Raw genomic sequence first — 12597 nt, 5'->3', positions numbered from 1 at the left:
CGCGCAAAATTGTGAATAGCGCGAGCGTTCAGCCATCACAGCTCCAATGCTGCCTTTCTGCCTTCATAGAAAGCATAGGGAGCCTGGCGCGGGGCGGCGCAGTCCCCGATCGAAATGACCCGGTGCTCCGATGAGCGCAGTTCCTCCGCAAGCACTGTCATGGACATGTTGGTCGTCGCGAGCACGAGACAGTCGCCCTCCACGAATCGCCGCTCGCCGGTATTGTGATCGAGCAAGGTGGCACCATTGCCATGCCATTCGAGAATGCTGACTTCCAGCAGCCAATTAACCCCCAACTTGGCCAGGATATGCCGAAGCGGAACGTCGGCAGTCGTGCGCTGCAGTTCCTTTCCGATCAAAGGATCAGGCGAGAGCATGGTAACCTGATGGCCCTCTTCGGCAAGCTTCCACGCAGTTCCACCACCCCGCCAGCCACCCCCTTCGTCGAACAGCAGCACGCGCTTGCCGGGTCGCACCTGGCGGGCCATCACCGCTTCGATCGAGAAAACATTGCCTCTTTCCAGACCTGGTAGAACAGCCACGGCCGGCAGCGCCTTCTGAAATCCGGTTTCGGGCGCATAGGAACCGGTAGCGAGAATCACGACATCGACGTCGAACTGCGGGATGTCGGAGGAATCGACATAGGAGTTGAGTCGAACATCCACTCCAAGGCTCGCCAACTGCCGTTCGTACCATCCGATGAGGTCGAGGATCTGCGCTCGTCTCGGCTGCATCCCGGCGAGGAGGAAATTGCCGCCCAATCGGCTTGCAGCTTCGGCAAGAACGACGCTGTGGCCGCGTTCGGCCGCCACCCTGGCGGCCTCAAGTCCGGCAGGGCCGCCGCCAACCACCAACACCTTCTTCCGATTGGCTGCTCGCGTGAAGCGATCGCCGCCCCATTCGAACTCCCGGCCAGCGGACGGATTGATAAGACAGCTTATCCAATAGTCGCGCGACCGCCGGCCCCAGCACATCTGGTTGCAGGAGATGCAGCCTCTGATGTCCCCGGCTCGTCCTTCATTTGCTTTCGTCGCCAGATGTGGATCGGCTATCTGTCCCCGCACGATCGAAACGAGATCGGCAGCACCGTCTCCGAGCACTGTCTCCGCGTTCTCCGGCGTTCGGATATGGCTTTCCGCGATCACGACAGCGTTTTTGACTGCGCGCTTGATCGTGGCGGCGAGATCCACGCCCAGCTTTTCGGGATAGAGGAATGTCGGCATCAATTTATGGAAATCGAGATAGCCGCCGGATCCGCACGTCACATAGTCGATCAGACCGAGATCGTCGTGAAGGGCGACGATTTCAGCAAGCTCGTCTCTTGTCAGCGCAACGCTATGGTCGGGCTCGTCGCTGATGGCGAGACCGATGATGAAGTCGGGGCCGCACAGCGCGCGGATGCGTGTCATGATTTCGCGGGAAAATCTCGTGCGATTTTCAATCGACCCGCCCCAGTCGTCCACGCGGCTATTGGACCAGGGCGTCCAGAATTGATCCACAAGGCAAAGATAGGCGGCCCATACTTCGACGCCGTCGAAGCCGGCTTCCTTGCAGCGGCGGGCCGCCTGAACAAAACCGTCGATCGTTTCCCAAATTTCGGCTTCGCTCATGGCATGAGAGCCATCGCTGTCATGGTAGCTGGGCAGGCCCGAGGGCGACCAATGCGGATGATAGGAGTTGTCGGAATCGCCATGCGCTCCGATGTGATAGAGCTGCTGAACGGCGACGGCGCCGTGACCTTTGATTGCTTCGGCAACCCGCTTGAAGTGAGGAATGACGCTGTCGTCGCTTGGCCGAAAGTTGCCGCGCGTGAGCACCGCGGCCGGGTGCACCGGCATGGGTTCGACGACGATCATCGCAGCTCCGCCGATGGCGCGCTCGGCGTAGTAGGCTATATGCCGCTCGCCCGGAAGGCCGCCTTCAGACATGTTGGCGGTGTGCGCCCCAAAGACGATCCTGTTGCGCAAACGGTGACCGGCAAGCTGGATCGTCGAAAACAAATGAGGGAAAGGCTTTGACAAGGGGCGCTCCCTAGGAATGAACGATGAAATGGCAAAGTTGCGATGCCTTCGCCCGCCGTCCCATGGCTTTAGTGCTTTCGTTTGGACCCATCGGAAGCTCCCGAAATGCTCTTTCGAACGTGATGCACAGTCTTCCAGACGGCGAAGAACACCAGAGGGATGGCCGCCAAAACGGAAAGTTTCGCAACGTGGGGATCGAGGCCGAACTCTGCGACGCTTTCGGAGACCATCTTGAACAGAGCTACGGAATAGTAGGTGATCGCGATGACCGAGAAGCCTTCGACCGCCTGCTGGATGTGCGTCTGAATCCGGGTTCGTTCGTCAAGGGACTCCAACAATGACGCGTTCTGATCTTCGAGCTGCACCTGCACGGTGGTTCTCAGCAAATCGCCGGCCAAACTCACACGCTCGGCAAGTTCATCGAGGCGCCTTTCAGCCGCTTGAAAGGAGCGTATTGCCGGTTGGAAGCGACGATCGATGAATGTTCCAAGTCGCTGGCGCTGCTCGACCCGCTCCTCACGCAGCTCCTTCAGCCGGCTTGCGACGATCTCGGCATAGGCTCTCGTCGCACCGAACCGGTGTCTCGCGGTCGCCGAAAAATTCAGGAGATCCGAGGATAGTTTGGTGACCTCGGACAGAAGAGCTTTTTCGACTTTTTCCGCGCTCTGCATGTGTCGGATGAGGCGATCGAGGCGCTGGTCGAACTCGGCGAGCTTTGTGACGGTTTCTCGGGCCACCGGCGTCGCAAGCAGCGCCATCATCCTGTATGTTTCGATCTCAAGCAGACGACGCACCATCCGCCCGGCGCGATATGCATTGAGGTTCCTGTTGAAGAGCAGGATTTCGACGAAGCCGTTCCCGCCTATCCGGAAGGTGGAAAGCGCTTCTGCGTCGCCGCCGCCAACCTGAGAGGCCACGAAGTCTGCTTGCGGTCTCTCTAGTCGCACACCGCCTTTTTCCTCTCGGACGGTGACGCGCACCGCAGCGATGATTTTTCCTTTGACGGCGTCGCAAAGCTCTTGGAAAGGCGCGGGCGGGCCATCGTCCTGCGCCTTCACGATCGGGACGACGAATGTCAGCGTGAGGAACTCGGTATGCGGCTCCCACTTCAGGCGCCCGCCGCCGAACCGGCCGATGCCATGCTTGCCCTGTTGCGTCGTCAGCACCTCCTCCAGCCGCATTAGATCATCCGAAACGGCAGGAGGGCCATCTTCCCCGATGACAGCAACGTGCCAGACATCGACGTCGCCCTCGAAATATAGCGAGGGCCGAGCGTGGAGTTCGTTATGAAGCTCCTCGCGGAGCGGATGCTCCAAGAGCGGGCTTATCATAGCACTCATGAAGCGGTCGCAAGCGACGGACTGCCGGCGGACATGTCATGCGAGCTGACCAATGCGCGGGTGAGCTGCCTGAGGTTCACGGTTCCGACTGTCTCGCCCTCGTCTCCGACGACGACGATATCCTCGTCCGGGCCGGACACAAGGGTTCGCACGGCGTCTTCAATGGTCGTGCGAGCCGAAATCGTTTTGCCGGGATGCTGCGCGCCGGATTGAGCGGGGCTCATCACTGCCTCGACATGAACCACGCGGCCTCTGTTCACCTCTTTGACGAAATTCGCGACATAGTCGTCGGCCGGCCGCAGCACGATGTCCTGGCTCGTGCCTTGCTGTATGATTTGTCCGTCCCGCAAAATGGCGATCTGATCGCCGAGGCGAAGCGCCTCGTCGAGATCGTGGGTGATGAAGACGATCGTCTTCTTAATCTCCTTTTGGAGGTCAAGGAGGACGGTCTGCATGTCCATGCGGATCAGGGGATCGAGCGCGGAATAGGCTTCGTCCATCAGAAGAACGGGTGCGTCATTGGAAAGCGCACGCGCAAGGCCCACGCGCTGCTGCATGCCGCCCGACAACTGATTTGGATATTTCTGCTCAAAACCCTTGAGACCAACACGTTCCAACCATCTCATGGCAGTGTCGACACGTTTTGATCGATCCATACCCTGCACTTCGAGCCCGAACATGGCGTTGTCGAGCACGTTGCGGTGGGGCAGAAGCGCGAACTTCTGGAACACCATCGCGGTCTGATGTCTGCGGAACTCACGCAGCTCGCTCTCGCTCATCTTCACGACGTCGACACCGTCGACCAGCACTTCGCCGGCGGTCGGGTCGATCAGCCGGTTGATGTGCCGGATCAAGGTCGATTTTCCCGAGCCGGAAAGGCCCATGATGACCTGAATGAAGCCTGATGGGATCTCGATGTTGATATCGCGCAATCCGAGAACGTGGCCATGCTTCTCGTTGAGCTCAGTCTTGCTCAGTCCCTTTTGGACGGCATCGATATATGCTTTGGGGTTCGGACCAAAGATCTTGTAGAGATGCCGGATGGCGATGCCGCCGAAATGATGGTCAGCCATGAATGGTCTCCCGATGCTTCTGGAGCCGCTTGCCGTAGGACTGACTGACTCGATCGAAGATGATGGCGATGCCGACAATGGCAAGGCCGTTGAAAATACCCAGCGTGAAGTACTGGTTGGCAATAGCCTTCAGAACCGGCTGGCCAAGTCCCTGAACGCCGATCATCGAGGCAACCACGACCATGGCGAGAGCCATCATGATCGTCTGGTTGATACCGGCCATGATCGTGGGCAGAGCAAGTGGCAACTGCACCTTGAACAATTTCTGGGAGTTCGAGGTCCCGAACGCATCCGCAGCCTCCAGCACGTCCCTGTCCACCAGTCGGATTCCGAGATTGGTGAGCCGGATCATCGGGGGAATGGCGTAGATGACGACGGCGATAAGCCCCGGCACCTTGCCGATCCCGAGCAGCATGACGACCGGGATGAGATAGACGAAACTCGGCATCGTCTGCATGACGTCGAGGATGGGGTTGACCACCTTCTGCACGCGATCCGAGCGCGCCATCAAGATGCCGATGGGGATACCGATGGCAATGGAAAGCACCGTGCAGACGAAAATCATGGATATCGTGTGCATGGTATCATCCCACATGTCGAAATAGCCGATCAGCAGGAGTGTCACGAGACAGCCCAAAACCACCCGCAAGCTTCGGCTCGCAAACCAGGCAAGCGCCAGGATGATTGCGATGATGATCGGCCATGGCGTTTGCGTCATGAAACGATCGGCGGCGATCAAAAAGTGCTGCAGCGGAGAAAAAAAGCTTTCGATCGCGTCACCATAGCCACGGGTGAAGCTGCGAAAGCCATCATCGATCGCTTTTTTCAGCGTGCGAAGAGCGTCGTCGTCCATGTGTGGGAATTTGTAAAACCATTCCATCTTGTTCCCCTTTTCTCAAAGGCAGGCGCGGTGAGTCTTTTTGTTTCATTGCCCAGTGAGAAGCGGTGCGCTATCCGCGCACCGCATGATTTTTCGATTAAAGCGAAGCTTCGATTTTCTTCGCCGCTTCCGGCGAAACCCACTTCGTCCAAGTGTCCTTGTTTTCCTTGAGGAAGTGCTTTGCGCCGTCTTCGCCGCTCGCCTGATTGTCGGTCATCCAGGCCATCAGCTTGTTGACGGTGTCATTGCTCCAGGAGCGCTTCGAAAGGTAGTTCATGACATCCGGACCAGCCTTCTCGGAGAAGGGCTTTGCAACAAGCGTGACGACATGGTCCGTGGGCCATGCATTCGGCTTGGGATCGGGGCAATCCGCAACGGTGTTGCAGCGCTTCCATTCCGCAGGATCGTTCGGCACGCCCGCATCGAGCTTTACCATCGCGTATTTGCCGAGCAAGGCGGTCGGAGCCCAATAGTAGCCGACCCAGCCTTCCTTACGCTCGTAGGCCTTGGCGATCGAGCCATCGAGGCCGGCAGCCGAGCCGGTGTCGACCAGCGTGAATCCAGCCTTCTGAGCGTCAAAGGCCTTATAATATTGCGAGGTGACGACCGTGCCGCCCCAGCCTTGCGGACCGTTGAAAATGGCGCCCTTCTTGGCGTCTTCCGGATCGGGGAAGAGTTCGGGATGCTTCAAGACGTCCGGGATCGTCTTGATGTCCGGATGAGCGTCGACGATGTATTTCGGGATCCACCAGCCCTGTACACCGCCATCGGGGAGCGGCGAACCAACTTGAACGATACGCCCTTCGTCAGTTCCCTTCTTGACGACTTGGGGCAGAAGATCGATCCAAGCTTCCGGCGCGATATCCGGCTGGCCCTTTTCGGCCATGGAGGTGATCGTCGGGACCGTGTCACCGACGGTGATTTCGGCGCTGCAACCATATCCTTCGTTGAGAATGATCTTGTCGAGGTTCGATAGAACCTCCGCGCTCTGCCAATTCATGCTGGCGATGGTGAGGCTGCCACACTCGGCGGCGCTCGCATACGACGCGCCTCCCAGCAGGCCGAACATCATGCAAGTTGAAGCCAAAAGTTTTTTCATTATCGTTCCCTCTGCGTTGCGGCATGTTTTTGCGAGCGGGGCGCCGCGTAAACCCGCTCCCACGGTTGTCAGGATGCGTCTCCCATACTTACCGATTTGATAAACGCGGCGGTCAAACCTTTCGAAACCGCGGTATTGAAGCCGGCAGCGCGCATCTCTTCGATCGCCGCCGCGGTCGTGCCGCGATAGTCGAGAAAGGTGCGGACGATGTCGTTCGGACAGTCTTCGCGTTGTTCGAGCAGGCAACCCGTTCCTGTCAGCAGGGTAAGGACGGCTCGCCGAGCCACGTCGGCGGCAAGACCATGGCCCACCGCGTCGTCCATCATCGCTGCGGCCAACAATGCAGGAAAAGCAGGCCCGGAACCGGTCAGGCCGGTCAGATAGTCGATGTCGCGCTCGCTGGCCACCTCGTCCTGAACGCCGCAAGCGTCAAAGATGGCACGGACGATCGCACGATCATCTTCGTCGACGGCGCTCGACGCGATCCATGGCGTGTAGGATTTCGAAACTTCGGCTGCCGCGTTCGGAAGCGTCCGGACAGCGCGCTCGGTCCTGTGATGTGTGCAGATGGCTGCGATACGGATGCCCGCCATCACGGAAATCACCAGTTTGCCGCCCGCGTCGACCGAAATTGCGGGCCAGTCTTCCGGGCGTACGGAAAGAATGATCACATCAGATCGATCTGCGAGCTCCTGGTTGTCCACTGTCCAGAATGAACCGGGAAAACGTGCCGGCTTGCCCCGGCGATAAGACAGCGAGAGGTCTGCGGGGCTGACGATGCCGGCCTTGAGAACAGAAGCGGCAATGGCACTGCCGAGCCAGCCGGCCCCGCCAATTATGCCAATTCTCAACGAGCCGCTCATTGTCTGCCTCCTCCTAATCGGGCTTGTATCCATGTCTTGCATAGAAGCGATCAAGCTCCCGCTGCTGCGGGACTTCGCCCGTGTAGATCGCGATGTATTCCGGGATTCTCTTCATGCGGAGAGCAATATCTTCGTTAGATTGCATGGAGATGTATCCGATCTGCACGAGATAGGTGGTGCGAGCGCGGACATCGGCCGTAATCTCTGAAAGGCCGAAACGCATGAACATGCGGCTGAGTGCCTCCATGCGCGTCCTGTCGGCCTTGTGAACTTCAGCGAGAATGTCCTCCGACTGAAGGGCCCAGCTTCGAACGGCGAATTCGAATTTGCTATCGAAGAGCTTATCGTTGAGCCAGCAATCGAACACGTTAAGCATCGCTTCAGCCAAGGACTCCGCATAGGCTTCGGACTGCTGAACGATGCCTCCGGTATTCTTGTCGCGCCAACGCGCTATCAGCGACGCCAACAATTGTTCGCGGTCCTGGAAGAACCAGTAGAAGCTTGTTCGCGAGAGGTTCAGCCTCTTCGCCAACGGAAGAATCTTGACCGAGTCGACGCCAGACGAGAGCAACGAGTCATACGCGGCTTCGAGCCACGCCTCCTGTGATCCCCTCCAGCCACTGTCGTTTAAAGTTTGCTCCATGAGACATCTTCTAGCAAATTGTTAAATGTCGCACAAGAAAAATGTACACATGTGTCAATGCTAATGACTTTAGTGTTTTATTTATTGACACATGTGTACATGATGCTTAGCGTCCCCGGTCGACGTACGCAATCTGGAGCCCGGCACATGTCGAACGACCCTCTTCTTCAGCCCTATCAGCTAAAGCACCTCACACTGCGCAACCGCATCATCGTGACATCTCACGAGCCCGCATATCCTGAAGACGGTATGCCGAAAGAACGGTACCGCGCCTACACGGTGGAAAGAGCAAAGGGCGGGGTCGCCCTCACGATGACGGCCGGATCCGCTGCAGTCTCAAGGGACAGCCCGCCGGTTTTCAACAATCTGCTCGCCTATAAGGACGAGATCGTTCCCTGGGTCCGGGAAATGACGGACGCCGTTCATGAGCAGGGCGCTGCGATCATGATTCAGTTGACCCATCTTGGACGTCGCACACGCTGGGATAAGGGCGATTGGCTGCCGGTCGTCGCTCCGTCACATCACCGCGAGGCGTCGCATCGCGCATTCCCGAAAAAAATTGAAGATTGGGATATCGAGCGCATCATCAAGGACTTCGCGGACGCTGCCGAACGAATGAAGGCGGGCGGCATGGATGGCGTCGAGCTGGAGGCCTACGGCCATCTCATCGACCAGTTCGCTTCGCCGCTCACCAATGAACTCGAGGCCCCCTACGGCGGCTCGCTCGAAAACCGCATGCGCTTCTGTTTCGATGTTTTCAAGGCGATGCGTGAACGGGTGGGCGACGACTTCATTTTGGGTGTGCGCTACACCGCCGACGAATGTCTTCCCGGCGGCACCAGCAAGGCCGACGGTATCGAAATTTCGAAGCGGCTGAAGGAAAGCGGCCTCATCGATTATCTGAACATCATCCGCGGACACATCGATACGGATCCCGGCTTGACCGATGTCATCCCGATCCAGGGCATGGCTAATTCGCCACACCTCGATTTCGCCGGCGAGATTCGCGCCGCGACAAACTTCCCGACCTTCCACGCGGCGAAGATTCCGGACGTCGCGACGGCTCGCCATGCCATCGCGGCAGGAAAGGTCGATATGGTCGGCATGACCCGCGCGCATATGACCGACCCGCATATTGTCAGGAAGATCATTGAAAAGCGTGAGGAGGACATCCGTCCCTGCGTCGGCGCGAACTACTGTCTCGACCGCATCTATCAGGGCGGCATGGCCTTCTGTATCCACAACGCTGCAACCGGCCGCGAGCAGACGATGCCGCATATCGTCGCAAAGGCTGAGGTTCGTAAGAAAGTTGTCGTCGTCGGTGCCGGTCCTGCCGGTCTCGAAGCCGCCCGCGTGGCTGGGGAACGCGGCCACGACGTCGTCGTCTTCGAAGCAGCGCCTAATGCTGGGGGGCAGATTCGACTGACCGCGCAAAGCGAACGCCGCCGGGAAATGATCAGCATCATCGACTGGCGCATGAGCCAATGCGAGAAGTACGGCGTCAGGTTCCACTTCAACACCTGGGCGGAAACGGAAACGGTGACCGCGGAAAATCCGGATGTCGTCATCATTGCGACCGGTGGCCTGCCGCATACGGATGTTCTGTCGAAGGGCAACGAACTCGTCGTATCCTCGTGGGACATCATCTCCGGCGACGTGAAGCCCGGCACGAACGTTCTGATCTTCGATGACGCCGGCGATCATGCCGGCTTGCAGGCTGCCGAATTCCTGGCAAAGGCCGGAGCGAAGGTCGAGATCATGACGCCCGACCGCTCGTTCGCGCCGGAAGTCATGGCGATGAACCTCGTCCCCTATATGCGCTCGCTGCAGAAGCTCGATGTCACCTTCACGGTCACGTTCCGACTGGAATCGGCTGAGAAGAACGGCAATCAGATCGTCGCCCATGTCGGAAGCGACTATGGCGGCGTCTCCAAGCAGCGCCTCGTCGACCAGATTGTCGTGAACCACGGCACTATCCCGCTCGACGAGCTGTATTTTGAGTTGAAGCCGCTTTCGAGCAATCTCGGTGAGATTTCGCACGACGAGCTCCTGGCCGGAAAGCCTCAGTCGGTCAATCGCAATCCCGAGGGCAAGTTCCAACTGTTCCGCATCGGCGATGCCGTGGCTGCGCGTAACACGCACGCGGCAATCTACGACGGTCTGAGGATTGCGAAGGACATCTGAGATCGAGAGGCCGGCCGCGGGTCTGTCTGGGAGGAGACGGAATGGTTGAAAGAAGTGAAGATCTCCAGCGATTTGTCGATGCCGCTTTCGTCGCCTTCGACAAGTTCGCTAGGGAGCCGGAGGCTCGCCGCTCGATCCCGCAGATCTTTGCGGCGTTGCAACGCCCTGGGCAGGAACGCGAAGGCCCCGGCAGCCGCCTGCCTGTCTGCGAGCTTTTGCCCGCAGCGCTTTCCATCCAGACGTCGGATCCTGCCCTGCGGCAATTGATCGACCGCTTCGAAGGCGTCGAACGCAAGCTGGAATGGCGTCGAAAGACAACGCGTGTTGATACGGCCAGCGAGAACTTTGCAGATGGCCATGCGAATGCGATGATCATCGGCCCCGGCGGGCTTGAAGAGCGTGACGATCTCTGGCTTGGCGTCACCTTGATGGCGCCGCATGTATGCTATCCGGATCATGATCACGCGCCGGAGGAAGTCTATCTCGTCCTGTCCGAGGGCGAGTTCCGGCAGGGGAACGGGGACTGGTTTTCGCCCGGTATCGGCGGGTCGTTCTACAATGTCCCGCAAATCAAACATGCCATGAGGTCGGTCGATACGCCGCTCTTCGCCTTCTGGGCGTTGCTTGCCGAACGGCCGCACTGAATGCGCAACAATCTTCGGAACACAACAATCTTCGGAACAAATGAAAAGGGGTCCGCCATGAAGATTCTCGTCCCTGTTAAGCGGGTTGTGGATTACAACGTCAAGATCCGGGTGAAGCCGGATGGATCGGGCGTTGAGCTTGCGAATGTGAAGATGTCGATGAACCCGTTCGACGAGATTTCGGTCGAGGAGGCGCTGCGCCTGAAGGAGGCCGGCAAGGCCGAGGAAGTGGTGGTGGTGTCGATCGGGCCTGCGAAGGCCGAGGAGACGCTGCGCACCGCGCTTGCCATGGGGGCGGATCGCGCCATCCTGGTCGAGACCGACGACGCCGTCGAGCCGCTGGCGGTGGCGAAGATCCTCAAGGGCGTCGCCGATGCCGAACAGCCGGGCCTGATCATCGTCGGCAAGCAGGCGATCGATGATGACAGCAACCAGACCGGCCAGATGCTGGCGGCATTGCTCGGCACGGCACAGGCAACCTTCGCCTCGAAGATCGAGATCGGTGACGGCAAGGCTCAGGTGACCCGCGAGGTTGACGGCGGCCTGCAGACGATCGAGGTCAAGCTTCCAGCCGTGGTCACATCAGACCTTCGCCTCAACGAGCCGCGTTATGCCTCGCTGCCGAACATCATGAAGGCGAAGAAGAAGCCACTCGACAAGAAGGCACCCGCCGACTTCGGGGTCTCGACTGAGCCGCGGCTGAAGGTGCTGAAGACCGAGGAGCCGTCCGGCCGCAAGGCCGGCGTCAAGGTCAAGTCGGTGGCCGAGCTGGTCGAGAAGCTGAAGACCGAAGCCGGCGTGCTCTGAGGATAGGAAAGGGAGAACTTCACCATGGCCATTCTTCTTCTGGCTGACCACGACAATCAAAGCCTTTCCGACCAGACCGCCAAGGCGCTGACGGCAGCAAGCCAGATCGGCGGCGATGTGCATATTCTCGTCGCTGGCAAGGCCGCCAAGGCGGCGGCCGAGCAGGCGGCCAAACTTGCCGGCGTCTCCAAGGTGCTGCTGGCGGAAAGCGACGAGCTTGCCAACAATCTTGCCGAGCCGCTTGCCGATCTCATCGTGTCGCTGGCGGCAGGCTACGACACCATCCTGACGGCCGCCACCTCGGTCGGCAAGAACGTCATGCCGCGGGTTGCAGCCCTGCTTGACGTCGCCCAGGTTTCGGAAATCATCGAAGTCGTGTCGTCCGACACCTTCAAGCGGCCAATCTATGCCGGCAATGCCATCCAGACGGTGCAGGCAAGCGATGCCAGACGAGTGATCACCGTGCGCACCGCCTCGTTTGCTTCCGCCACAGAGGGTGGTTCGGCCACCGTCGAGGCGATCGCGGCGGTCGCCAATCCCGGTCTGTCGACCTTCGTTGCCGACGCACTGTCGACCTCGGATCGTCCGGAACTGACGTCTGCAAAGATCATCATCTCCGGTGGTCGCGCCCTCGGTTCGGCGGAAAAGTTCAAGGAAGTCATCCTGCCGGTTGCCGACAAGCTCGGTGCTGCCGTCGGCGCAAGCCGTGCTGCCGTCGATGCCGGTTATGCGCCGAACGACTGGCAGGTCGGCCAGACCGGCAAGGTGGTGGCGCCGCAGCTCTATATCGCCTGCGGCATATCCGGCGCCATCCAGCATCTCGCCGGCATGAAGGACAGCAAGGTCATCGTCGCCATCAACAAGGACGAAGAGGCCCCGATCTTCCAGATCGCCGACTATGGCCTCGTCGCGGACTTGTTCGAGGCGCTGCCCGAACTCGAAAAGGCGCTGTGATCGCACCGATCACTCTCTTTCGCAGTTGCGAAAGACTGGAAAATTGTCCTTTATAGAGCTATCAATCTTGCCGGGCTAGAAATAGTCCG

Annotated in this window: 11 protein-coding genes; 4 read left to right on the top strand and 7 right to left on the bottom strand. The window is 59.2% G+C overall.

Going from position 1 to position 12597, the window contains the following annotated elements:
* Positions 1 to 35: 35 nt before the first annotated feature.
* The 7 genes from QD357_RS14625 to QD357_RS14595 form a co-directional block, all read right to left on the bottom strand.
* Positions 36 to 2021 (bottom strand): FAD-dependent oxidoreductase, encoded by a 1986-nt coding sequence (locus tag QD357_RS14625; protein ID WP_414124476.1) that lies wholly within the window; start codon positions 2019 to 2021, stop codon positions 36 to 38.
* Between the two features lie 68 nt (positions 2022 to 2089).
* Positions 2090 to 3352: a DUF3422 family protein gene (locus QD357_RS14620; protein WP_414124593.1), complete on the bottom strand. Its 1263-nt coding sequence runs from the start codon at positions 3350 to 3352 to the stop codon at positions 2090 to 2092.
* 5 nt (positions 3353 to 3357) lie between these two features.
* The gene (locus QD357_RS14615) at positions 3358 to 4434 is read right to left on the bottom strand and encodes a quaternary amine ABC transporter ATP-binding protein (protein WP_183938531.1); all 1077 of its coding nucleotides are present in this window, start codon (positions 4432 to 4434) and stop codon (positions 3358 to 3360) included.
* Positions 4427 to 5314, bottom strand: coding sequence for an ABC transporter permease (locus QD357_RS14610; protein ID WP_183938532.1), 888 nt, complete (start codon positions 5312 to 5314; stop codon positions 4427 to 4429). The genes QD357_RS14615 and QD357_RS14610 overlap by 8 nt, the downstream gene beginning before the upstream one ends.
* A 97-nt stretch (positions 5315 to 5411) precedes the next feature.
* Positions 5412 to 6413 carry an ABC transporter substrate-binding protein gene (locus QD357_RS14605; protein ID WP_183938533.1) on the bottom strand — a complete coding sequence of 334 codons (1002 nt, stop codon included), beginning with the start codon at positions 6411 to 6413 and terminating at the stop codon, positions 5412 to 5414.
* 68 nt (positions 6414 to 6481) lie between these two features.
* A complete protein-coding gene (locus QD357_RS14600; RefSeq protein WP_183938534.1) occupies positions 6482 to 7276 on the bottom strand; it encodes a pyrroline-5-carboxylate reductase family protein in 795 nt (264 codons plus the stop codon).
* A gap of 13 nt (positions 7277 to 7289) precedes the next feature.
* On the bottom strand, positions 7290 to 7919 hold the full coding sequence (locus QD357_RS14595; RefSeq protein ID WP_414124475.1) for a TetR/AcrR family transcriptional regulator: 630 nt from the start codon (positions 7917 to 7919) through the stop codon (positions 7290 to 7292).
* A 147-nt stretch (positions 7920 to 8066) separates the two neighbouring features.
* Between QD357_RS14595 and QD357_RS14590 the strand changes: the two genes are divergently transcribed.
* The 4 genes from QD357_RS14590 to QD357_RS14575 are packed head-to-tail and all read left to right on the top strand — an operon-like array spanning position 8067 to position 12508.
* Positions 8067 to 10103 carry an NADH:flavin oxidoreductase gene (locus tag QD357_RS14590; protein WP_183938536.1) on the top strand — a complete coding sequence of 679 codons (2037 nt, stop codon included), beginning with the start codon at positions 8067 to 8069 and terminating at the stop codon, positions 10101 to 10103.
* Positions 10104 to 10144: 41 nt separating this feature from the next.
* On the top strand, positions 10145 to 10747 hold the full coding sequence (locus QD357_RS14585) for a dimethylsulfoniopropionate lyase (RefSeq protein WP_414124474.1): 603 nt from the start codon (positions 10145 to 10147) through the stop codon (positions 10745 to 10747).
* A 57-nt stretch (positions 10748 to 10804) separates the two neighbouring features.
* Complete coding sequence (locus QD357_RS14580) at positions 10805 to 11554, top strand: electron transfer flavoprotein subunit beta/FixA family protein (RefSeq protein ID WP_183937754.1); 750 nt, start codon at positions 10805 to 10807, stop codon at positions 11552 to 11554.
* Between the two features lie 24 nt (positions 11555 to 11578).
* Entirely contained in the window at positions 11579 to 12508 is a 930-nt protein-coding gene (locus tag QD357_RS14575) for an electron transfer flavoprotein subunit alpha/FixB family protein (protein WP_183937752.1), read from the top strand.
* Positions 12509 to 12597: the final 89 nt, after the last annotated feature.

The sequence above is a fragment of the Rhizobium sp. BR 317 genome (genome assembly GCF_047445835.1).
Taxonomy (GTDB): Bacteria; Pseudomonadota; Alphaproteobacteria; order Rhizobiales; family Rhizobiaceae; genus Rhizobium; species Rhizobium paranaense.
The sequence above is the reverse complement of the archived record's forward strand: the minus strand, read 5'-3'. Positions and strand labels throughout refer to the sequence as shown.